Source organism: Amycolatopsis keratiniphila (genome assembly GCF_000400635.2).
GTDB classification, from domain to species: Bacteria; Actinomycetota; Actinomycetes; order Mycobacteriales; family Pseudonocardiaceae; genus Amycolatopsis; species Amycolatopsis keratiniphila.
The window spans coordinates 6,051,609-6,077,184 of record NC_021252.1 but is presented as its reverse complement, the minus strand read 5'-3'; the positions used below and the strand labels follow the sequence as shown (position 1 = coordinate 6,077,184).

Genomic DNA, 25,576 nt, shown 5'->3' with positions numbered 1-25,576 from the left:
CGCAATCTGCTGCACCACAACGTGGAACTCGAGAACCTCGCGGCGGATCTGGCGCGCCGGGTGGAGCGGGCGAGGAGCGGCGGTCACGTAGCGGAAACGGCTCGACTCGAACGTCACCGCGAACTCGCGGAAGCACTTCACGGCATCGGGAAAACCGGATACGACGGCGCCACGGCATCGGCCCGGCGGCGGGCTTGGCTGGCGATGGCCGACGAACTCGGCATCCTGCCGGGACCTGAGCGCTGGTTCTTCCGGATGTACACCCGGGAACCGGGCGAGACCTTCTTCGAGCAGCAGGCGCTGTTGTACGCGTCCGACGGCACAGCCGCGAGCGTCAATCCCTTGGTGACGGTCGCGCTGGGGGGAGTCAGCGAGATACCGCCGGTGAAGGTGCGCTTCAAGCCTGGCCTGTCGACCGCGGGCAAGCGCGCTTTCACCGGTGCCCGCGTGCTCGCTCGAGACGTCGCTCGCGCGTCCGTGCTCCGGAAGGACCTGGGGCTGGGCGGGGTCAAGGTGACCATCACCGGGTACGGAAGCGGTCGTCCCCGGCTCCCCGGAATGTCCGACACGATCGCCCGGAAACGAGCCGGCCGGGTGCGGGATCAGATCCGCGAGACTCTGGCCGAAGAACTCGCCCTGCTCCAAGAGGACAACCAGACCGTCCGAGCGGAAGACGTGGAACTCCACATCGAAACCGGCGGTATCCCGGAGGGACACGCTCCGGGCGACGGCCACTGGGCGATCGTCGAGGTCACCCTCGACGACGGTCAGAACAACACCCCGGAGCGTCAAGCCGCCGCGGGCTACGATCGGGTGATCCACGGGCTGCCCGAACTCGAGCTCCCCCGAGCCGAGCTGCGGGCCAAGATCGCCGAATACACCGCGCTGGCAGGCGAAGGCAAACTGGAGTACTACGCCCTGCCGCACGGCACGAGGACACGGCTGATCGCGATCGAGCGTTCACTCGACGCGTTGCCCGAGGCCAGCCGGGCACAGGTCCGCTCCTTCGTCAACGAGGCCTTGCTGGCCGCTTCCCTGGTACCCACTCAGGAACAGCCCCACCGTCCGAAGCGTTCCCATGGCGGTTCGGAGGTGGACCGGCGGGCCGTCCAGCCGGTGCCGCCCGCACGACTCTCGAACCTGCTCGACGTGCTGAGAGCGGAAATCTCGGGTGGCGCGGATCCGTTCACGTCAGGCACTTCACCGCTGCTGAGCCTGGCCATCCCGGCGGACGCCGGCCTGCCGGTGCGTCTGGCCATGCTCGGCTTGGCGAACCTCGGGACGACCGCCCGGAGGGCACTGCTCGCCGATCCGTTGTTCAGCGCACTGCTGAACAACGGATCGGCGCTGGCGGAAGCGTTGTTCGCCGCCACCGGCCATGAGGAGCAGTACTTCCTCAACACCGCCGCTCCGGCCGCGATCGACATGCGCGTCCGCGGCATGGTGCCGACGGTGGCGGGGCTGCTGAGGGTGGGCCGTGCGGTGGCCGATGCCACCGAAGACGCTCTCGCCATGACGAGCGTGGAACGCCGGTCCAGGCCCGACCGGCCCTTCGGCCGGACCCACGAGGAGATGGTGCGGAAGCGGGTCGCCGACGCGCGATCCGAGTTCTCCGCGCTCGAAAGCCGGGCACTGCGTCTGGTGAACGCGGTACAGGACGCCGGTACCGTGCGCCGGGAATGGCGAGCGCTGACCGCCCGCTGGGCCCGCACCATGCAGAAACTCGCCGCCGCCGAGCCGGACGTCGATCAGGCTCCGGTGCTCACCAGGAAGACACTGGGTGAGAACCGGTTGAGCGGCGTCCTGGTGTCGCCGCTGCTCGTGGACCGGGGAAGCCGCCGCCGCAGCCGGGTCGATCACGAGTCCTACGTGGCGATGATGGGCAACCAGTTCGCGCCGGAAGCCGATGGAACCCCCTTCGGTTCCAGCATGCTGAGCGAGGAAACGCGGCCGGATCCTGCCCTGGCGGAGGCATTGCGAACCACGGACGACCTCGTTTCCTTCTGGGGGCACGTGTCGGCTCGCGGTGGTGCCATGGTGTCCGCTCCGGGCCACTCTGTCCATGTTCAGGCCACCACGGTGGACGGCCGGCGGGTGTTCGTGCTGCACGATCCGAGGACCTCGTACCCGGCTTTGCTCACCCTGGACGAGTTCGGCGAATGGGCGACTCTCGGGAACGTCCGTGCGAACGCGAAGTTCTTCACGCCGCTGGACGACGACGCGCCGGCAGCCGAGGTGAACCCGGGTGCGAGCGAGGACGCCGGTTTCGCCGAGCACGAGACCACTCCCTCGAAATCCGCGCACTCGGACCGGAGTGACCACGTTCCCCCCGTGGGGCAGGCACGGGGTCGGAGCCGGGCGAGTATCGCTCCGTCGAGCCGGGAGATCTCGCCGTTCGACACGCGCCGCACGGCGAGCGAGGCCGGGCCGAGTGGCAAGCAGACGCCGAGCCTCGAGTCGTCGCGCAGCCAGGAGAGGTTGCGTAGCCGAAGCCCGGACTTGATCAGGCGCACCGGGCGACTTGCCTCGCCCGCAGGGCGGTTCGGCCCGAACGACACCTACCTTCAGGTGCCAGTGCACCGCTCGTCCGGCGGGTTCGCCGGCGCGTTCTTCCCGACGCACGACACCCCGCTCGAGACGTTCGCGCACTGGCGTTCCGTCTTCGACGTCACGCACGGTCTGCACCTGCCCGAGACGATCCAGGAGGTGCCGGAGGACGCGGAGAACCTCCCCCGGGTGCGGGTCGACGCCGCACCCGCCGACACACCCGCGGTCAGGACTCGTTCCGGGAGCGGGTCGCTCACCGACGAACCTGCCCCCTCGTCTTCACCAGGCCCGTTCCCCGGTGTCGACGTGTCCGACACGGATTCCTTGTCGGTGGTTTCGCGTTCGGGTGTGCAGGTGGGGACCGGCTTCGTTCTTCCTGATCCTGATGATGCCGTGTCCGATGGGGACGGTGGGGGACCGGAGCAGGCGGATATGGCGTTGGCGGTGTGGGCCGAGGTGCTGTCGGAGATTTCGGGCCGGGTCGCCGAGCGGGAAGAGGGTTTGGTGCCCTCGGTGGTGCCGGCGGAGCGGGCGCGGGCCGAGGCTGAGGGGCTGGTGGGTGAACCGGCGCCGGCGTTGCCGGGTGTCGACGAGGACACGGTTCGGTTCTTGCACGACGGCCTGGTGGCGATGGTGGCCGATTTGATCGCCGAGGGTGCGGTCGCGGAGGTGGCGTGGGAGCACGCGGACGTGGTGCGTCTGCGGGGTGATCTGGAGGGGTTGCGGGGTCTGGAGGGGGAGGTGCCCCGCACGCCGGGAGCGGCGATTCCGGAGCCGTCAACGGAAGCCGGTGCCGGCCCGGGTCCGGATGCCGAGCGTGCGTTGGAGAACTGGCTGGGGCCGATCATGGAGGCGTCGGCGAGGGTGGAGGAGTGGGAGGAAGGTTCGCCGGAGTCGGCGGGCGCGGTGTCGCGCGCCCGAGGGCAGGCCGAGGCGTTGGCTCGAGGGTTGCCTTCCGCGGTGGACGGCGCGGACGAGGAGGCGCGGCAGCTTCTGCACGACGGTCTGGTGTCGATGCTGACCGAGGCGATCATGACGGGTACCGACCAGCGTTTGGCGTGGCACAGCCCGGTGGTCGCGGGGTTGCGCGCGGAACTGGAGGCGTTGCGTGGTCCGGCGGAGGAGGCGCACTACACGGCGACCGCGGTGCAGATTCTCGGGCCAGTCCGTTCCGTGGCGGCGTCTGCGGCGGTGAGCCCGCCCGAGTCCGGGCCGGTGGGGCGGGCGGGCGAACCGGCACCGGTGGAGGGCCGGTCGCGGGCCGAGCGGGTGTGGGAGCGGTGGGCGGAGCGGGTGGAGGGGGCCGCGGAGCGGGTGCGGGAGCGGGAGCGGGCCGAGGCGCGGACGGTGGAGGCGGCCCGGCGGGTGGTCGAGTCCTTGCTGGGTGGGCTGCCCAGGGCGGCCGAGGGCGCGGACACCCCTGCCCGGCAGCTGATCCACGACGGACTCGCGACTCTGTTGACGGACCTGGTCTCCGCCGGGGCGTCTCTGCGCGAGGCGTGGGACGACCCGGCTGTCGTGCCGCTGCGTGAGAGCGCCGAGGCGCTGCGGGACCTGCCCGGCGCACGCTCGCATTACACCGGTGTGCCGCTGGAACTCATCCGGCTGCAGGCCACCCTCCCGCCCACCGCGCCCCCACGCGCCGGACCCGTCGTGGACGACGCGTTCGACGGCGACTCGTTCGCCGACGAGGACTTCGCGGACGATCCGTTCGCGGACGAGCCCTGGAGCGGCGGGACGTGGAGGGGTGGGGTGGGTTCGCCGTTGTCGCCGGTGCAGACCGAGAGTCCGCGCGGGGACCGCTACACGACCGGGGATGCGGACGAGTCGGTAAGTGACAGCGAGAGCGTCTATGCGAGCGCGTATCCGGTGGACCGGGCCGACGGCATGCACAGGGGAGATGTCCAGGGGCCGGCCGGGTGGGTGGAGGAACCGCTCGCCGGGGACCTGCCTGCCGAGCCGGGGCGGTTGTCCGCCGCGGTGGCCGAGTTCGAATCACGGCTGGACGCCGACGTCCGGCAGCCGTCGCCGGAGCTGGCACTCTGGCGTGCGGAGGCGGCGGCGCTGCTCGGTGAGCGCCCCCGGCCCCGTGGGGGCTATGGCCCGAGCGCCGGCGAGCAGCGGCGGTTGTGGCAGGCCATGATCGGCTCGGTGGCCAGGGCGCTGTCGCAGGGCGCGGACGCGGAAGGGGTCGCCACTGATCTGCGGGCCGGATTCGAGCGGCTGCGTGAGTTCGACGACCTCGCCGCCTGGGCCGACATCGAGCTGGAGCGAGTGCGGGAGCGGATCGACCAGGCGCGGGAACGTCTGGAGCAGCGGCGGCACGACGAGCCTCCCGCCGGTGACGGACAGGATCGCCGTCAATGGCAGGAACAACTGCACTGGCGGGAACAGTTGCGCCGCCAGGAGGCGGAGGACCTGCTGGGCCCGCTGCCGCCGTCGGTGCCGGGCGGCGTGCCGGAACGGATCCGGGCGGCCTTCCACGAGGGCCTCACGACGATGCTCACCGACCTGCTCCTGCACGGGGAGGACCCTCTCTATGCCTGGACTGAACTGAGCTCCGTGCGGCAGGCGGCCGAAACGGTCCGGCTGAGCAGCCGCCACTTGCGCGACGCCACGCCGGAAACGCCGTTCGGCCGGTTCCCCGAGCCGGGACGCGGCGCCTACAGCGAGGATCTGTACGAAGCCGAGCTGCCGAACTACGACCACGTGCGGGATCCGGACGGCACAAGGCATTCCGACGGCGCACCCGCCTACAGCGAGCACCCGATCGAGGATCAGCCCCCGAGCTACGAGGACAGCCAGGAACCGGTCGACCAGGAGCTGCAATCGGCGCTGCCCCAGCAGGTCGCGCAGATGGCGAACCTGCTCGCCCAGATCCCGCGCACCGAGGCCACCGCGCTGCGGACCCGCCTGCTGCCCCTGGTGGTGCCGCCGGAAGGGCTGACACCGGAGGAACTCGCGCGCCGGTTCCCGCTGCACGACATCGTCTTGAGCGCACTCGCCTACCACGCCTATCTCGAGGGCGAGAATCCCGGCGCGGCCTGGGAGCGCGGGCAGATGACCGCACTGCTCGACAGGCCCGGCCTCGACGACATCCTGGGACCCGACGCCCGGCGACACGAAGTCCTCGACGACGCCCATCACGCACTGCGGACCATGTTCGCCGTCGCGCGGTCCTACGCCGAGCCGGCCGCGGCCGCGCCGGAACCCGCGCCGGAATCCGGATCCGGGCTCTCCGACGTGGACTTCGTCCCGCTGCGGTCGCGCTCCGGCGCGGTCGTGGGAGTGGGCTTCCCGCACTCGGACCACGAACGGGGAGTGCTCCTGGAAGCGTTCCGGAACCGCCCCGAGACCGGGGACGAGTTCACCGTTCCGCTTCACCACGACCACAACGGCTTCTCGGTCCGGACCGGGAACGGGCGGCTCGTGACACTCGACGAGCGCGCGGTCGTCCAGCTGCTGTCCAGCATCGCCCTGCCCGGGGAAACGCACTGGCGGCAGCACTCCTCCCTGGTCTTCCTCAGCTGCCGGGTGAGCAGCCCTCACCACGGCAACCGGGTGATCACCCTGACCGAACTGCTTCGCGACACGGGGTTCCGGGGCGGTGTCACCGGCTTCGACACCCGAGTCGAAGTCAGACGCGACGGGACCGTACGGCCACTGGCCGATGGCGCCGAACCGGAACAAGGAGCCGTGGTCTTCGCCACGCCCCACAACGCTTCCGCAGGGGCGCTCGGGATGGGCAGCACCCTGTCGGTGAACACCGGATCCGGCCCTGGCGGCTCTTTCGGCAGCTCTTGGAGCGACGACAGTTCGATCGCCTCCGACGAGGACTCGGACGCGGCCAGCATCGACTCGGACGCGGTCAGCGAGTACTCGCTCTCCTCCAGCGCGAGCTCGTTCGCCGTGGACGAAGCGCGACGCGAAGAAGTAAGGGCGGAACTGTCCGGACACCTGACGTTCACCGTGGAGGCCGACACGCCGGCGTCGGCCGATGTCGACGATCGGCCTGCTTTGCGGCGGCTCGCGAACGCTCTGCTGGAGGCTCACACGTTTCAGCGAGCCGATGGTCTGTCCGTGCGTGTCGAGATCACGGGCACTCCGAGAGACACACGGATCTTCGCGGACCTGCTGCGGACGGAACTGGGGGACGATCCGGCGCAAGCGATGCCGGAGATCGCGCTCCGCACGGTGACCGCCGAGACGGTCACCGTCGAGGTCACCTTGGACGAGGTCCCCGAGGGGTCTTCGTACGAACCGACCACGAACTCGTCCGGTGGCATCAGCTTCGATTCCGGTCGCGACTCGGTGGATTCCTCCTGGGAGGCCCTCCACGCCGGCATGCCGTCCCTGCCCGGGCTGAATCGGCCCTTTTACGTCTACGTGACCGGTCACATGGGCAAGTTCGTGGTGGGCGGCGTGCGGATCGACGGCGCCACGCTGGCCCGGCACGTCCGGAACTCACCGATGTTCCGGTTGCACGCGGCCGACGACCCCTCGGTCCCGGTCGTCCTGATCGGCGCGGATCCGACGCGGCCGGACTTGACTTTCGCCGCCGCACAGGAATTCGCCAAGGCCCTGCGCGGCGACGGGCCATACCGGTCGGTGGCCGCGGCGAACGACCTGGTGGAATCGGACGCCACGGGGACGACCGTCGTGAGAGACGGCGGAATCTTCGGCAACGTGGCGGAAATTCTGCCGGACGACGTGCAGTGGGCGCCGCTCACCGACGTCGACGGCCGGCAGTTCGGCATGGGTTTCGTGCACGGCACGAGCTACATCAGCAATTTTTCCGCGCAACTGGAGAACACCACCGACCACAGCCTGCGGTCGGTGATCGAAACCTCTGTCGATCAGAACGGGAAGAGGCACGATGAGCCGGCCACCCAGGCATGGGCCGATGCCACGGACGGTGCGCGGAGGAGGCCGGTGGCGCTGCATCTGGACGGCGAAATGGGCCGCTTCAAAATACCGCTGAGCAACGAAACCGATGTCTTCAACACCCCCGAGGCCACCGCGGAACTGATCGCGAAGGCCGGCATCTTCCAGGCCGCGACCGCCGGTGCCGTTCGCCCGCCGTTGCTGGTGTTCACCTACTCCAACAGCACCAGTGAAACCACGACGAGCGACGCGAACCGGCGACTGCTGAGCAAGTTGCGCGCGTTGACCGGGCATTGGCAGAGCTACGATTACGCTGGCTTTTATCGCTTCAGCGACGCCGCCATGCTGCAGGTGCCGCGTGGCGCGGAATTCAGGAAGGGACCTCCGCCCTCGCTGGCGGAGATCGCGCACGTGGCTTCGGACGAAGTGTTCGGCTTCCCGGTTTCCGGCGGAACCCGCGCCCCCGCGGACGAGCAAGCGGTGCTGGACGAGTTCCGTGAAGCTGTCAGGGCCGGCACCGCGGACCTGGCAGGCCCTTGGGGATCGAAGGAACCTCTGGTCGTCTCGGTGGACTCCCCGGACGGGAAGTTCGCGCGCATCGAAACGCGAGACGGTGCTGTGCTCGAGCTCAACGGGCAGGAACTGGGTGAGATGCTGCTCGCCGACCCGGACTTCGTGTGGCAGCTCAGGAGCGAACCGGAGCGGCCGGTGCTGCTGGTGGCGCGCCACGGCGGAAGCCGGGTGAACTTCGGTCGGCTGGGCTTCGATTTCGCCGGAGCCTTGCGGGCGCACCGGTTCTACCCTGACGTTTATTCCACGCCTGGAGAGGCGAGAATCGAAGCGAACCGGATCGTCACCAGCGGAGAGCCGGGCTTCGTGAAGGTCTCGGAGCTGCGCGCCGGCGACTTGAAGACCGACCTGTTGCACAACGATGACGGCGAGCCGGTGGCGCTGTTCGTGCGGTACCCGGGGGACGAAGCCGATTTCGCCCGAGCCGAGGCTTGGGCGAAGAACGTCACCGCCGGCACCCTGGAGACCTACTGGTCCGATACCGCCGCCGGCCGGGTGAACGTGCCCTGGGACGCCGGTGTTCTGCCGATGTTCCTACTCCACGGCGGTGGGAAGCGCGGTTCCCGAACCGTCCGGAATGACGGAGCGGCGGTGGAACTCACGCCGGCGGAACTGGGCCGGATCGTGCGGAACGACGAGGGCTTGCGCAAGGCGCTCAACCGGAGCAAGCGCCGTCCTTGGACGCGGCCCTTGGTGTTCGCCGCGCTGGACGGGGAAACCAGGGGAGTGGAGGAATTCGCCCAGACGCTGGCCGCCGGAGGTTATTCGCGCCTCATCCATCACCCGGCGGGCAGAGTGAAGCTCTTCGAGAGCGGAGGCTTCGCGACGAGCGGGATGGGGCTGAAAACACAACCCGTTCCGTCCACTGTGGAGGAGCGGTTCATCAGCCATGCGATGGCCAATGATGCCCTCGGTGTCCACGGCGAGTTCTTTCCCCTGACCGAAAACGACGCCCAGCACATGTTCCTTGCCGCGCGCAACAACGATCCGGCGGGGCTGCGCTACTACTTTCGTGAAGTGGCCGATGCGGCGACAGGCAGCGGGACCAGGTTTTATGAACCAGTCCTCTCCCCTTGGGCCGACAGCACGGTCCCGGTGTGGTTCTTGGACGGGCACGGCAGCACCGAGGGTCTCGCCTTCGGGATGGGGACGGACCGGCCCCTGCAGTTCGGTGACACGGTGGTGCGCGATGGCGGCGATGCGGCACGGGTGATCTTCGGCAGCAAGGTGTTCCAAGACGCGGGCTTCGACCCCACGGTCCGGGCCGTCCTCGGTCACTGCAAGTCGATGGTGACCGTGAACGCCACCACGATGACGCCGGCGGAGGAGCTCAAGTTCGCCCGTCAGTGGCTCACGGAGGGGACGGGCCAGGTATTCGGTGCGACCGAGATCGTCCGCGTGAGCACTCACCAGGGTTTTCGGGCGGTCGTCGGGACCGGCGAGTTCGTCGAGGCACTTCCTGCGGGGCGGCGAGTCCCGTCGATCCCGCTCGCCGACCTGGCGGCGAACCGGATCGACCCCGTCGAGGTGACCTTCCCCACCGCGGCCGCCTCCATACCGAAGTCCTCGGAAGCGCTGGTGCGAGAGGTGGCGCGAAAAGTCGCGAGAGCGGCGGCGTGGCGGCTGCGCAACACCGTGGGCCTGCCGCGGGTCACCATCACGGGCTGGGGCAAAGCAGGCATCCTGGGCGCCAAACCCGCACGCAAGCGGGGGCTGGAGCGGGCGGAAGCCCTGAGCAAGCTGTTCCACGTGGAGCTTCGTGCCGAGTCCGGGATGCTGCGTTCGCTGGGCCTGGCGATCCGGCCAGAGGACGTGCTGGTGGACGTCATCGGTTCGGAGACGACGTCCGGCACGGGACCGACCGGCAGGATCGACATCACGTTGCCGTGGCACGACCTCGGCGAGGAGGCTGCTCGCCCGGTCTCAGACACCTTCGTGGACGCCGACGTGCCCGCGCTCAACAAGGCCTTCGCCCTGCTCGCCCCGGATCACGCGACGAAGGCGGCCTCGAACACCACTGCCGCATCAGACGCCGGTCCGGCGACGGACCTGCTTGCCCGTGCCCTGCCCGAAGGTGGTTCGGCGCTTTCCCGGCCCTCGCCGGACCTGGACGCCGCCGTGCCTGCCGGTCCGATCGTTTATCTTCCGTCGCACCCCGCCGCTTCGGGCGGGGTGCTCCTGCTGGCGAACGCCGCGGAGGCGCAGGTCTGGGAACAGGTTTACGCCTCCTTGCCGGTGGGGCCGGACATCGGGGCCCGGCCGTTCTACGTTTTCGCGACCGCGCACCGGCAAGGGTTCGTCGTCGACGGCGAGGTGTTCGACGGTGCGTCGATGGTCACGCTCGTCCGGAACGCCGGCAGTTACCAGGACATGCTCGTGACCGACCCGGACGCCGAAATCGTGCTCGTCGTCTCCGGCACGATGGAACCCGCCACGTTGTGGTTCGAAGCCGGCCGGTTCGCCGAAGGGATGAACAGCGAAGAGACCTATTGGCTCGTTTCGGCGCTGTACGGCTTGCCCGTCACCGATCAGAACGGCGTTCCGCACCTGCCTTATCTGTCCGAGCGGGTCGTCGTCTCCTCGCCCCGTTCGCGCTTGCGCGCCAGACCACTCATCGACGCCTACGGCAGGGAGCGCGGCGCGGCGTTCTTCCTCGACGAGCACCAGGCCGCCGCCGTCTCCAAGGCCATGAGGCTGGCCACCGACGTCTCCTCCCGGGCCGTGGGGCGGCTCGGATTCGACGCCTCCGGCAAGCCGATGATCGTCGAGGAGATCCAAGAGTGGGCACCGGCGACCACCGGTGATCGCACCCGGCCGCGTTTCCTGTTCCTGGAGAACGGTGAAGTGGGGAGCCCGGCCTTTTCGGCCAAGGACACACAGGGGCACGGATCGCTGCTCGGCCCGGTCGAGATGGCGCATTCGGTGGCGGCCGGCGGATTCTTCTCGCAGGCGGCAGGAGGCGTGCGCCCGCAGCTCGTGCTGTTCACGGTGGCACGGGCACCGTCGGCCGCTGATCAGCTCAACCAGCGTTTCCTGGCGGCGTTGCGCCGGCTCGCCGGACCCCTGCACGCCTTCACCACGTCGGGCCCCTTCTCGACCGTCGGGTTCGGCGCGTACATCCATGCCATGGGAGCAGGCTTCGCTTCCCACCCTCTTCGCGCCTCCGACGTCCGCATCGAGCAGTACGGGCCGGTGTTCGGCTTCCCGAACGACGCGAACCCCGGGCAGGCCGAGGCATTGCGGGCGTTCGCGGCGGGGCTGCGGGCGGGGACGACTCCGGGTACCGGGCCATGGGGCGACCGGGTACCGGTGTTCGTACTCCCCGACGCGTACGCCAAGTACGCCAAAATCGGCACGATCGACGGGATGCTCAGTGAGGTCGGCGGTGCCTCGGCGGCGGACATCCTGCTTGAGCTGCCCGGCTTCCGCGAGCTCGTGCAGAATCCGAAGCGGCCGGTCGTTCTGCTCGGGTACGGCACCGGACGCCGGGTCAGCCACGGTGGCTTCGGCTTCGACTTCGCCGGTGCGCTGAGGAAACGGAAGCTCTTCAACGATGTCTTCGCCCCGGCCTCCGCGGTAGCGGTGGACGCCGGTGGACTGCACCTGCCCGCCGGCGGCGGGTTCGCCCGCGTCTCCACCCTGCGTGCCGGCGATGTGCGGGTCTCCACGCTCGCCGGCGCGGACGGCGAGAACTTCTTGCGGGTCGTTCACTGGGGGACCGACCAGGCCGCCATGGAGCGGCTCGCGGCGTGGGCGAGGAACACGACGGCGGCGAACCTCCGTCTGGTCGGCCCCGATGGCAACCCGATACCTCTTCCGTGGGCTGGCGGCGAGCCGCCGGTGGTAGTGGTGGCCGCGCGGAACCCTCAGGCCGGATATCTCTTCGTCCGCGCGGACGGGGAGCCCGTGGCACTGCCTGCGGGCGCACTGGCCCGCGCGCTGCGCGACGATCGCGAATTGCGGGCCATGCTCGGCAGGGAGGCCGGTCCTTCGGGAGGGAAGCGCCCGGTGCTGCTGATCGATCAGGGCACGGATCGTGCGGATCTCGTCGCGTTCGCAGACGGGATGGTGCCCGGCGGCTACCGGCGGGCCTTCTACCGGATCACCGGACCGATCTCGCTCACCCCCGCCGGGCGGCTCCGCGTCGACGGGGAGATTCAGACGTACCTGCCGGAGATCCCAGAACCCCCGGCTTTCGCCAGCCATCCGCTGACCAATTCGCGGCGGGGCACGTTCGGTGAGTACTTCCCCAGCCTGACCTTCGACGCGGCGACGATGGAACGGGTCGGCTTGTACAGCCAGACCCCCGAGGTGCACGACCACTACACCAGGATCACCGCACGGGTCGGCCAGACCGGTTTGGTTCAGCAGCACCACAAGCGCTTTCGCTCTCCCTGGATCGGACGCCGTACCTGGACCTCGATCGGACATGGCACCGCGCTCGGCTTCAGCGTGTCGCTGAAGACCGATTTCGAGTTCGTGCTCGGCGACGTGCTCATGCTCGCCGGCGACCGCATGGCACGCGTGCTCTACCAGAGCGAGATCTACCGCGCCGGCAACCCGTCCCCGGCGAGCGACCTGGTGTTGTTCCAATGCTCGGTGCACTCCGATGAGGCCGCGCCGGACGGCAGGACGCCCGCGTACTTGCTGAGACTCGCCTGGGAACAAGGCCATGGGCCGGTTTCGGTCTTCGCGGGGACCAAGCCCACCGGGCAGCTGCGAGTCGCGGAGCTCTCGGTCCACGGCGGGGATTTCGTCGAGGTATTGCCGCCGGGACAGGTCCCGTCCCCGCCGGTCGAGTATCCGGGTCCGGTGCACCCCGGCGAGGGAGGACTGGGGTACGACGCCGGTGGCCGGATCGAGGAATTGCCGGATGACCGTGAGACAGGTGACGCCGCGGTGGGCGCGAAGCTCGACCCTCCGGCCACCGACACGCCTCGTTCGGCACCGGTGGAGGCGTTCGCCGACCTGGACCTGATCTCGACTGCCGGGCCCGTCCCGGTCCTCACGGGTCCGGTCTCCGAGCCCGAGTCCTTTGTGGACGTCGAACGGGAACAGCGCGACGCGGTGCACGCCGAACTCGGGCGCCGACGCATCTTCGAGGTTCACGGCCGGCCGCCGCGTCTCGAAGGGCCGGAAGCCGAGAACGGACCTGTGCCGCACATCGAAGCCGTGCGTGCCCCGCAGGGCACGGTCACCGTGGACGTGTCGGTGCGAACCGCGCCCGCCGGATCGGTGCACGGGCCGACGACCTCGTCCGTGGGCGCGATCGGTTTCGATCCGGCGGGCACCTCACGCCACGCCCATTGGGAGACCCTCCACCAGGCGATGCCCGCCGAGGAGCCGCGCAAGACGTTCCGGGTGTTCGCCGAGGGACGGGACGGCGGTTTCCTGCTCGACGGAACCGTGGTCGACGGCACCACCCTCGCCCGGCACGTGCGGAATTCGCCGGAGTTCCGCGCACTCGCGTGGAGCCCGAAGGTACCGGTGACGCTCATCGGCGCGGATCCGGCGAATCCCGAAGCGGCCGAGCGGGCGGCCAGGGAGTTCGCCGAAGCCCTGCGGGGCGACGGACCTTTCCGTACCGTGCGGGCGGTGCCCGTGTCCGGCGGGAAGGTCTCCTTGGTGGCGGAGGTCCGGCCGGACGACGTCGCGTGGATTTCGCTGGAATCCGCGAACGGCCGCCGGATCGGTATGGGTTTCGCGTCGGAGAAGCGCCTGGCGCAGAATCTGCGAAGCCGGGCTTTGCTGGTGAACGATCACACCCAGCGGACCACATTCGAATCGTTCGGCTTAGGTGACGACGGCCTCCCCCGGCGGAAGTACACCATGCAGGCGTGGGCTCCGGCGACGGACGGGAGCCGTACCCGCCCGGTCGGGCTCCTGCTCGACGAGCAAGACGGCAGGTTCGACGCACCGCTGACCGACGGCAGTGTGCGGGACTTCGGTCCTGCCCGGATGGCGGAGCTCGTCCACGGCTCTTCGATGTTCGGGCTGATGACCGGAGGGCCGGTCCGGCCTCCCTTGCTCGTGCTCACGGAGAACCCGCGGGTGAAGGACGCCAACCCCAGCGCGAGCAACGCCAGACTGCTGGTGAGATTGCGTGAACTCGCCGGACCGTGGGAGGCCCACGACTACGCCGGCAGATACAAGTTCACGCCTTCCATGATGGTGAACTTGGTGCGAGGCGGGAGATTCACCGAAAGCGGCGTGCCCACCTGGCAGGATGTGTCGCTCCTGGCCTCGGAGTCGGCGTGGGGTTTCCCGGTGGACGGCGGGGGACTGGACTCGGGTGTGGTGCAGAACTTCTTCGACGCCCTCGACAACGGTACGGCCGCTCTGAACGGTGCGTGGGGCGGGGAGAAGCCACTGGTCGTGGTGGTGGACTCGCCGGACGGGACATACGCGAGGATCACCGGTAAGGCCGGTGTCCTCATGGAACTGGACGGTCACCGGCTCGGCCTGCTTTTGCTGAGCGATCCGCTGTTCCGGGTCACGTTGAAAACGAACCCGGGGCGGCCGGTGGTCCTGGTGGCACGGAACGCCGGCGCACGCGTCAACTTCGGTGGTCTGGGCTTCGATCTCGCGGGGGCTCTGCGCGCCAACGGGTTGTATTCCGACGTGTACGCACCCTCGGGGAACGCTTGGCTGGAGCCGGACCGGGTCGTCGCCGACGGCGAGCCAGGCTTCGTCCTCGTGTCCGAACTGCGTGCCGGCGATCTACGGACCGAGGTGCTGAGAAATTCCGCGGGCCAGCGAGTCGCCCTGTTCGTGCGCTTCCCGGGGGATCAGCTTCACCGTGCCCGTGCCAAGCAGTGGGCCTTTCACGCCACCGCGGACAGAGTGCGGCAGTTCTCGGTGGACAACGGCTATCAGTCTCCCTACGCGGTGCAGGCTCCTTGGCACGGGCTCCCGGTGTTCCTGCTCACCGGGGCGGGCCCGCGGGGCTACCACGCCGTCCGCAAGGACGGGGCGCCCCAGTCGCTCACTCCGTCGGAGCTGGTGAAGATCGTGCGCGCGGACCTCGACCTGCGGGTGGTGATGCTTCGTGGCGAGGGGACGGCCGCGGACCGGTCACTGGTGGTCGCCGCGCTGAACGGAGCGGGCGCAGGGCTCAGCGAGATCTCCAGTGGCCTGCAACGCGGGGGGTATTCGCGGTTCGTGTATCTGCCTCCGGGCCGGATCCGGCTGTCCTCCGACGGCGGGATCACCATCGACGGCGACACGTTCCGAGCCGCCACGCCCCTGCCTCCCAAAACCGACAGTGTCCTCAGTTACCCCATGGCCAACGACGTCCTCGGTGTCCACGGGCAGTTCTTCCCGCTCGACGAGGGCGACGCGCACTCCATGTTCTTGCCCGCCTTCCGTGATTCCGCCGTGCGGCAGGCCTACTTCTTCCAGGAGACGACAGAGCAGGGCTCCGATGGCGCGGTGGTCACGCGTCTGACGCCTTACCTGTCACCGTGGGTGGGGAGTCCTCATCGACCGTGGTTCCTCGACGGTCATGGCGGAGCGGACCTGATGAGTGTCTCGTTGAGGACGGACCGGCCATTGCACATCGGGGACAGGGTGACGCTCGCCGGGCGGTCGGGGGCGCGGATCGTGCACGGTAGCGAGATCTATCGGACGGCCGCTCCCCACCCCTCGAGCCCGATCGTGCTCGGACAATGCAGGATGAACGCGCCGGTGGAGGGAGCGGCCCGGAATTTCGCCGAGACCTTCACGGTGGCCTGGCAGGAGCTGGTGAAAGCACCGGCCGCGGGTTTCGCGGCCACGGATGTCGTCAACGTCACCGACGCCACGGGCAGACGCGCGGTGGAGAACAGCGGCCTCTTCGCTCAAGCGAGGACGGATGGCAGGCCGGATGATCCGCCGATCCCGCTGGGTGATCTCGCGGCGAGCACGATCGCGCCGGTACTGATCGACTTCCGCGACGGTGGCACTCTGTCCGACGCCGGCTACCGAACCATTCGCGAGACGGCCCGGCGCGTGGTCCGGGCGGCGGCCTGGCGGAAACGGAACAGTGTCGCCCTGCCCGAGGTGACGATCAGTGGGTTCGACGGCAAGGACAGCGCCGAGGCCGTCGCCGCGGTTTTCAAGGACGCGGTGAACGCGGAAGCGGTGCGGATGGGCGGTCGCGGGCTCCCCGTGGACCCCGCGGACATCGTCGTCCGGGTCGTCACGGCAGAGCACGTCCAGGAGAAGGGGCTGGACGCCGCGGCCCCACGCCAGGTGACCATCGAAATCGCGCTCGAACCGGCGGAGCTGGGGGAGAAGGAGATCGCCCGGACGGCCACCGACGGGAGCGCGAAGGCGATCAACGCGCTCAACAAGGTGTTCGCCCCTCTCGTGCCGGGGCAACCGGCGCACGATGCGGTGGTGACCGGGCTGGTGCAGACCGAACAAGCCCGGGGCTCGGGGCAAAGCGCCAATGCGGTCATCGACGCACCGGAAGCGCCCTCGTACGGCCAGGACACGGATGTCTCGGGCGATGAGGCCCAGCCACCGCCGAAGAAGCTCAAACTTTCCCCTCGGATGATCGTCTTCGAGGGCACACCGCGGGCGATCGGTGCGGTGGCCTTCCCCGCCGACGCGGCCGAATTGACCCTGTGGCGCGAGATCTACGACGAGCTGCCTCCGCTGCCGGTCAACGGTTTGCGCAATCCGTTCTATGTTTTCATCACCGCGCGCGACGGCGGGTTCGACGTCGACGGGCGGCTGGTCGATGGGGCGGAGCTGGCCTCGTATGTGCGGTCGAACCCGGAGTACCGGCGTGCGCTCGCGGCGGAACCCGACCTGCCGGTGAGCGTGATCGGTGTCGATTCCTCTCTCCCCGGTGACTTCGCCCGGGCGCTGCGCGAATTCACCGACGCCCTTCGTGGCGACGGTCCCTACCGGGAGATGTTCGTGGCGGACCTCCCCGCGTCGCAGCAACCTCAGCACGGCGGTTTCCGCCGTATCGCCCCGCCTCGCCTGGAAGACCTGAACTGGACGCCCCTGACCGACGCGCACGGCCGCGACTACGGCGTGGGCTTCCCGAGCGACGCGTGGCCGTCGGAGGCGATGGAGTCCGGCGCACGTCAAGCCACTGATCCCGCCCAACGCGTGATCGCCGGACGCCCTGAAGGGGATGACGCCTCGTACGGCGACCGTGCCGAGCAGTGGGACGAGACGATCGCGGACTGGACGGGGGCCACCGAGGATGGCCGCGCGCGTCCGCTGCATCTGTTGCTGACGGCCGTCGGGGGCGTCGTCGTGCAGTTCAAGAACGGGATCGAGCTGGAACTGACCGAGGGCGAGGTCGCGGAACTGGCGCTGGCCACCGATGTGTTCGCGCGGGCGCGTGCGGAACAGATCCGGCGACCGCTGATCGTGGCCATCGCCGAGACGACCGGAGTTCCCGGTACCGACGACTTGGCTCCCGCCCTCTTGTCGGAGCTGAAGGCCTTGTCCGGGCCCTGGCAAAGTTACTCGTACCACGGCCAGGTCACACTCGACGAACATGTCGGCTTCTTGACAGTGCCGCAGGGTGAGCGGTTCACCGAGACGCCCCTGACCCTCGGCGACGTCGATCACGTGTCCTTCGGTCCGGTCTTCGGCTTCCCCACTGGCCCCGACCGCGCCACCGCGGCCGATACCCTCCGGCGCTTCGCCCAAGCCGTCGCCGCGGGAACGGCTGGGCTCCCGGGCGAGTGGAGCGACCGCGAGCCGATTTTCGTCTCCGCGGACGGCGCGACCGGCCACGCGACGATGGGGCTGCCGAACGGGATCCACGCGGAGGTCGAGGGAGGCGATCTGGGGAAGCAACTGCTGTCCGACCCGGATTTCGTACACCTGCTGCGAAGTGAGCCGAAGCGGCCGGTCGTTCTGGTCTCCTCTCACGGGGCCGCCCGGAAGACCTTCGGCGGACTGGGCTTCGACGTGGCCGGCGCCCTGCGCACGGCCGGTCATTTCACGGACGTCTACGCACCGACCGCGGGCGCTTGGATCGAGTCCGACGGGGTCACCCTGCAGAAGGGATCGGAGTTCGAGCTGGTTTCGGGCTGGCGTGCCGGCGACCTCATGATCGGCACGCTGCGGAGCGACGACGGTTCTGTCGTGATCAAGCTCTTGCGTTCACCCGACGACGGCGACCTCGTCGAGCGGCTGCGGACATGGATCCGCGGGGCGAGCGCCGGCGCCCTCGGACATTTCTCGGACCCGCACGGTCAGCAGCGGGAAGCCCCGTGGGGCGCGGTGGACAAGCTGGTGTTCGTGGTCGGACGTCGTGGCCAGGACGACACCTACTCGGTTCTTCGCCATGATCGGGCTGCCGTCGGGGTCTCGCAGGAATCGCTCGGCGAGGTATTGCGCGACGACGAGGGACTGCGCACCGATCTGGGCGACTCCGTCTTGATCCCGCTGCTGCTGGTCGGTGTCGGCGGCTCGCCGTCCTCCCTCGGCAGCTTCGCCACGGCTATGGCGGACGGTGGCTACGCCCGTGACATGTACCGCTCACTCGGTGACGTTTCGTTCGAGAAGCCGGGCACGATCATCGTCGACGGTAAGGGGTTCGAGACACACGACGCGATCCCACCCACGCGAGACCGGCTGGCGACTTATCCGCAAGTGCGGTCCGACGGTGTGGTGCACGGACAGTTCTTTCCCAGCAAGCCTCTGGAAACCCCCTTGATCACGCTGCACGGTATTCACCACGTCGGGGAAAAGCAGCGAACGTATCTCAGGCAGCTTCCGGGTGACGGGGTGGGGGCCGCCACCCAGGACCTGGAGGTGGAGGCGCCCTGGGCCGGAAAAGACCCCTGGTTGATCAATGGCCACGGTTCCCTGCGCGGGCTGTTCTTCGCGCTTATGACCGGCCGGCCACATGTGCGGGGTGACGTGATCGTCCTGGACGAGTCGTCGGCGGCGAAAACCTTCTACGCCGGGGAAATCTTCGTAAAGGCGGGAGTGGAACCGGACCGGCCGGTCGTGCTGGGTCAATGCTGGAGCAACGGCATCTCGCCGGACCAGCCCGTCTCGACGGCATTCCTGATCAAGCAGGCGTGGGAACGAGACTTCCGGCCGGTGACGATGTACGGCTCGGACACGCGCGTGCAGTTGGGCACCACAGGCGGGTTGTGGTCGGCGGACGGTGGCCGCTTCGCCGAAGTCGGTACCGCTCCCGGCGCGGAGCCGCCGATCGTCGGTTCCGCGACGGCCGGTTCCGGGCCGATCTTGCCTCTGGGGGGCGAAGCGAGTTCTCGGGACGCCGGCGTCGGGGACGGCTCGAATCTCGCGGTGGGCCTTGCCGGAGTTCCGGAGCTGCTCGGGCAGCTGTCCGAGCAGATCGCCCAGATGAAGCGGCATCTGGCGGCACTCCCGCCCGGCTTGGTGCCGGAGATCCGGGCGAGGATGGAGGTGTGGGACCGGCTGCAGGCGACGCTCACGGTCACCGAACGGCAAGTGCCCGAGCTGGTGAACAGGGTGTCCGCCGCGCGGCAGCTGACGGCCCACCTCCGCGACGTTCGCTTGAAGGCACTAGTCGGACTCCTCGAGGCGGCCGCGATCGAGGTGGCGGACGAGGAAAACCCCCTGACCTTCCATCCTGACGGGATTCCGGGAGGGGTGAGTAGCAGGCCGGACGTCAGATTCGGCTTCGAGATCGAGGCACAGCTGATGACGGGTGACTTCGATCAGCTCGTCCAGGCTCTCGGAGCGAAGCTGGAGTCCGCCGGGTACCTGAACTGGGAAAACGGACGGCTCTTCACCGAGAAGGAAGACACCACCACCGATGCCTGGTGGCTCAAGGAGGAACCGGCCCACGACTCCGGTATCGAGATCGTCTCGCGGATCCTGCGTGGGGACCCTGGCAGCTGGCGGGAGCTGGCTGATGTGCTGGAGATCATCCGCACGCATGGAGGTGACGACGCACCGGACGCCGGGTACACCGGTGGGCACGTGAACTTCAGCTTCGAACAGCAGCTCCCTCTCCCGGTGTACGGGCGGTTGGCGCAGCTGAACAAGGCCTTCGAAAGTGTGCTCTACCGGCTGGGCAACCACTACGGCACGAAGGCTCTGCAGAGAAAATTGTGGGCGGTCGGTCCGAATCCGATACCTCCGCCGGTCGACCAGCTCGCCACGATCGGTGATGTCCAGGGGCTGAGCGACGGCAAGTACGACGCACTCAGTTTCGCGGCCGTTCTGGGGGACGCCGACGACAGGCTGGAATTCCGGTTCTGGGCGGGAAGTCTGGACCCGGCGGTGTGGCAGGTCCACGCCGAGATCTCGGCCGCGATGGTGCAGGCCGCCCGGGACCCGTCGATCTACCGCCGTCTCGACGAGCTGATGACCGAGCCACGACTGCTCGGCCACGATCCGGAATCCGGCACCACAGAGCAAGAGCTGGGTCTCTTGCTGGACTTCCTGGAGCTCCTGCCGTTGAGCCCGGCCGCGCAGAAGCTGATCGTGGGGATGTTCGCCTGGACGGCGCCGTGGAACTTCGAGGGCGACAACGATCACCAGCTGCGGGCGCAGATGATCACGAGCCATGGCGGAATGGGGTGGCTGTACCCGACGTGGGGCGAAAGCGTGCGTGAAGCCCTGCGCACTCTCGATCAGTTCCCGGTCTACGCCGGGGCACAGATCCTCTCGGCCACGATCACGCCCGGACAGGACACGGTGGAAATGTGGCTGGGTGATCCCGTGTCCTTCGAAGGCTTTGCCAACGTTCTCGCGGTGCGCGGCGTGCTCCGCGCGGTCCGCGACTTCCTGCCGGAAGACGAGGACGTCGACCCCCATCTGATCCTGGCGGTCCACAGCGGAACCCGGCTGGGTGAAACGATCGTCAAGTACCTGGGGCGACCGGTCCTGGTGACCAACGGCCGGGTACGGATCACCGAGGACGGCCGCCTGGAAGCGGAGACCGGTTGGATCCAGCTCAGCAAAGCAGAACCGGCCGTGGTGCACACCGGGCTCGGTGACGCACAGCAGGCGCTGGAGTCACTGCGGACGCTCGCGGAACAGGCCGACTCGGTGCCGACCCGGTCGATGTCGAGCAGTGGATCGAGCCCGTCCTTCTCGCTCGCTTCCGCCGGCCCGGTCCCGGCGGAGGTGAGCGCACCGCTGGCCGAGCCGTCCACGGCCGCGGCGCCGGTGCCCGCGGACCAGGTCGCCGCGGACGACATCGAGTGGGCCACGCCGAAGAACGCGCACGGCAAGGAAAACGTCATGGCGAGCTTCGATGGTCAGACCGCCCGGGAGACGCATCGTGCGCTCGGCCGGAGCACCGAGCACACCGAGCGGCTGCTCGGACTGTGGTCCGAAGACGGGAACGGGGTCCGCCGGATCAGCGAGTCGAAGGTGGACTGGCCCGGCGATGTCAGCCCACTGCGGCTGTTGCTCACCGCCCACGACGGCCGGTTCCGGCTGCCGCTGCGGGACGAGCGTTACACGCTGCTGACGCCTGAAGAAGCAGCGGAGAAGGTCGCCGCGAGCTCCACGTTCCGCCGGTTGACCGCTGATGTGGTGCGCCCGCCGCTCGCGGTGATCACCCGGGCCACCACCGCGCAAGCGGGGGATCGCTCACTCAACGAGGCTTTTCTGGCGAAGCTGATCGAGCTGACCGGTCCGTGGCAGTCCCGTCACTACATCGGCGAATACGGTGTCGACGAGTTCGGTGTCCTGGTCGTCGACGAACCTTTCACGGCCGGCCCGCCGTTGACTCTGGCCGCTGTCCGGTACTCCAGGTCCGGTTCCGCGTTCGGGTTCGATGGGCTCCCCTCCTACACCGATGAACGGGACCCGGTGGTGGTCGGCTTCCCGGGAACCGAGTTCGCGGCGCGGCTGGAATTGTCGAACGGCAGGGTCACGCACGTGGATGGCACGGAGCTGGGCCGGATGCTGCTGGAGGACGAGGATTTCCGGCGGTACCTGGAGGAGGGCAGGCCGGTGGTGCTGGACAGCACCGCCTGGGATGTCCGCGTGAACTTCGGTGGGGTGGGGTTCGACTTCGCCGGAGCCTTGCGTGAAGCGAAGTTCTTCAACGATGTCCAGGTGCGGGCCGGGGACGGCACGCTGACGCTGGTGTCCGTCCCGCGCGCGGGAGACCTGCGGACGGTGCCGATCACGGGCCCGGACGGGGAGCGGATCGGGGAATTCGTGCGTTTCCCGGGCGACGGCCATGCTCTCAGGCGAGTGCGGCGCTGGGCCGAGAAGTTCTCCGGTTCCTTCACTGTTTTCCTCTCCGCGCAAGGGGAGTACTCCTCGTGGCAAAAGCGCCCGGTCTTGCTGTTCGCGCGGCGCAGCGAGACCGGATACCTGGCGCTTCGCGCGGACGGCCAGGAGTTGGACCTGACCTCGAGTGTGCTGGCCCGCTCGCTGCGTGACGGACAGGGCCTGCGTGACATGCTGGGCACCGAGGGCGCGTCCCTGGCCGGCGAAGAGACGGAGATCCCGGTCATGCTGGCGAGCCTCGGTGGTCCGGTGATCGGCTTGGCCGAGTTCGCCGACGGTTTCGTCCCGGCCGGGTATTCGCGCGCTTTCCACGGCCCGCGAGGCGAGCTCGAGTTCGGGCAGGACGGCGTGCTGAAGCTGGCGGGTACGGGGTTCGAGCGGATCGCGCCGATCGTGCCCGGCCCGCAGCACCTGGTCAGTTACGAACGGGCGAACGCGAAGCTGGGCACGAGCGGGCGCTTCTTCCCGTCGCAGGACTTCGACCGTGCCAGATTCTCGGCGCAGGCGTCGCACGAGGAGCCCGTCCACCGGTATTTCTACTACTCCGTCACCGAGGTGCCGGACGGCCAAGGAGGCACACGAAAGGTCTCCGTCCCGTATCTGATGCCGCTCAAGCCGGACACCGGCCGGATGTGGACCACCGCGGTGCACGGCAATTCCGGCACCGGTTTCGATTTCTCCATGCTCAGCGGGCATCGCGATGTCTCGGGTGACCGGGTCCGGCTCGCCGGGGCGCCGAACGCCGCCGCTCTCCACAGCGAGATCTTCCGCAGGGCTCAGCCGGGTGAGCGCACCCAGCAGGTGCTCCTCAGCTGCTGGGCCGACGCGACTCCCGGGCCGGACGGGGACAGCTCGGCCCTCCAGCTCAAGAAGATCTGGGGCCAGGGCCATTCGCTGGTTGCCGCGGACAACGTCGTCACCCTCGACCTGGCGGGCAGCCGATCGGTCCAGAACGGCGGGCACTTCCGCGAGGTGGGAAGCCAGGCCGAACCGATCCCCTTGAGCGATCTGGCGGCCAGCCACATCACGGAGGCGGCCGCGTTCGGCGACGGGGTGAACGCGGATGTGCGGAGGCTGGCCCGCCAGGTCGCCAGGGCGGCCGCGTGGCGGGCGCGCAACGCCGCGGCGCTCCCTGTCGTCGAGATCGTCGGTCACGGCTACGACATCGAGGAAGGGCGCGAGATGGCCGACAAGATCGCGTCGGCGTTCCGGGAGAACTATCGTCAGGAGCAGGCGCGGTTGGCCGAACTGGGATTGCCCGCTCCCAGTGTCGAGGTTCGGCTCGCCGGAGCCGCCTACCCGGAGCTGCCCGACCGCCTGTGGGAGGCAGAGGGAGCGGTCAGGGTCGAACTGCCGGCACACGAACTCGGCGAGCAGGCGTTGATCGCCGGAGATCACCTCGCGATCACCGCGGCGTTCAGCGCGCTCGCGCCGGACCGAGCGCCCTCCACCCCGGACGTGGCGGGAGGCGAACCCTCACCGGTACTCGCCTCGGGGCTCTCTGCGGAACAGACGGTCGAGCTGATCCGCCGGTCGGACATGACCGGCACACTGCGTGCCGTGGTCGTGGACCGGGAGAAGCCCTCGGAGGAGCGTCGCTACAGCTGGGGTGGGCGTGGGCGGACGTCGCCGTTGCCGCCTCTGCTGGCGTCGCCCCGGTGGGTACATGCGGTCTGGGTGCCCGGTGGTCTGCCTACGGTGGAGGCGGTGGCGAGGTTCCGGGAGCAGCTCGAGCATGCGGTGCGGGTGGCCGGTGATCGGTGGCGTGTGGTGTTGTGGACCACCGTCACCCGGGAGAAGCTGGTGCGGGCACTGCGACCGCTGACCGCTGTCCGTCACGACGTGGATGACGACGACGAGCCGGCCGAGATCGCCGACACCTATGACTGGGCGCGGAACGCGGGGATCGCGCTGGTGAACATCCAGCAGGGGATCGAGGCCGCGGAGTTCGCCCGTGACAGCGCTCTTCCGGCGGCGTCCGAGGATCTCGCCGGTGCGATCCTGTCGCGCTTCGGTGGCGTGTACCTGCCCGCGGACCATCGCGTCGATGACCTGGAGCCCGCCGAGAACGTGGTGCGGGCTCCCGCCGCGTGGGCGGGCCACGGCGGGGTGCTGGCGATGCCACAAGGACACCCGGCGGCCTGGCTTCACTCTCTGCCGCGACCGGAGGTGGAGATGCCTGAGCTGCGCGGATTCACTCCCATCGGCCCGGCGACACCGGCCATTCCCGGTCCGGCGACGCCCGCGATCGAGACCGGCGTGCCCGAAAGCGAAACTCCGGCCGGCTCGGCGGGGGACTCGGTGGCCGATTCGAGTGAACGGGTGCTGCAGGTGCTTCTCGACGGCCTGCGGGATCACCCGGGTCATCTGGACCTGGCCGCGGTGGCCGCCCTGGTGGAGGGTGCTCCCGACGCCGACGAGGTGTGGATCACCGTGCTCGCCTTCCTCGCGGCGGATCCCGAGCTGGCCGCCCAGATCCACACCGTCACGCTGCAGTCGGTCGACGAGGCGGGCGTGCCGCGCCGCGTCGTCCTCCCGCCCTTGGCGGACGAGCTTCTGCACCTGTCCGAGGAACCACCAACCTCGCCGGAACCCGGCGAGTTCACCTACCGAGCGGAACTGACTCGACCGGCCTGGCTGCCGGTGAGCCGCGAAGCGCATCCGACGACGAAGGAGGATCATGGTCACCATGACTGAGACCACGGACGACACAGAGGCGAAAGGTCCGCTGGAGAACTGGTTCCTGCTGATGGACCCGTCCTGGCGTCCGGCGACGGAGAACGACCCGCCACCGATCGAGGCCGTGGTCGGCCTCTGGCCGGTGGAGGAGGAAGGAAAGCTCGGCAAGTTCCGGGCGAACCCGGACTACGTGCCGACCGACGACAACTCGCCGTCGGACCCCTTGGACGCGGTGCTGCGGCTGGTCCTCCAGGGGCGGGCCGAGGCCGAGCACATCCAGCTTTTGTTGCGCGACACGCTGTTCGACATCGCGATGAACGGCGACGGCAACCCGCTGATCACCAAGTCGCCCGACGACATCCTCTGCGTCATCGTGGCCACCGGTGAGCCACACCGCCGGCGGCTCGCGTCGCCGGACTGGCGCCGGATCGACCTCGGTGAGCTGATCGAGCTGCTCGCCGACGGGGTCGACGTGCTGTTCAACCCCGCCGGCCCGGCGGCGGTGCGCCTGACCGGGGATTTCATGCGCGACACCCTGGAACTGGACGAGGAGCAGGTCGCCGGGCTCTACGCGAAGAGCAACCAAGACGCTTCGGGGCTGCGCGTCGTCATGTGGGAGCCCTCGGCGGAGGGTGCCGCGCCCTCGGAGGCGCGCGAATCAGGACCGGGGACCAAGTCCGAATAG

General features: G+C 69.1%; 2 protein-coding genes (1 of these 2 running past the window's edge). Both read left to right on the top strand.

Annotated features, from left to right (window positions below; genetic code table 11):
- Positions 1-24,909, top strand: the 3' portion of a protein-coding gene (locus AORI_RS68085; protein WP_016335742.1) for a hypothetical protein. Its footprint begins 8,946 nt before the window's first position; 24,909 of the gene's 33,855 nt are visible here — the last part of the coding sequence; its start codon lies off the left edge, out of view; it ends in the stop codon at positions 24,907-24,909.
- Entirely contained in the window at positions 24,902-25,576 is a 675-nt protein-coding gene (locus tag AORI_RS68080) for a type VII secretion system-associated protein (protein WP_228688192.1), read from the top strand. The genes AORI_RS68085 and AORI_RS68080 overlap by 8 nt, the downstream gene beginning before the upstream one ends.

Excerpts from the sequence above, each read along its gene's own strand:
- AORI_RS68080 (WP_228688192.1), top strand. The coding sequence starts at position 24,902 with ATGACTGAGACCACGGACGACACAGAGGCGAAAGGTCCGCTGGAGAAC.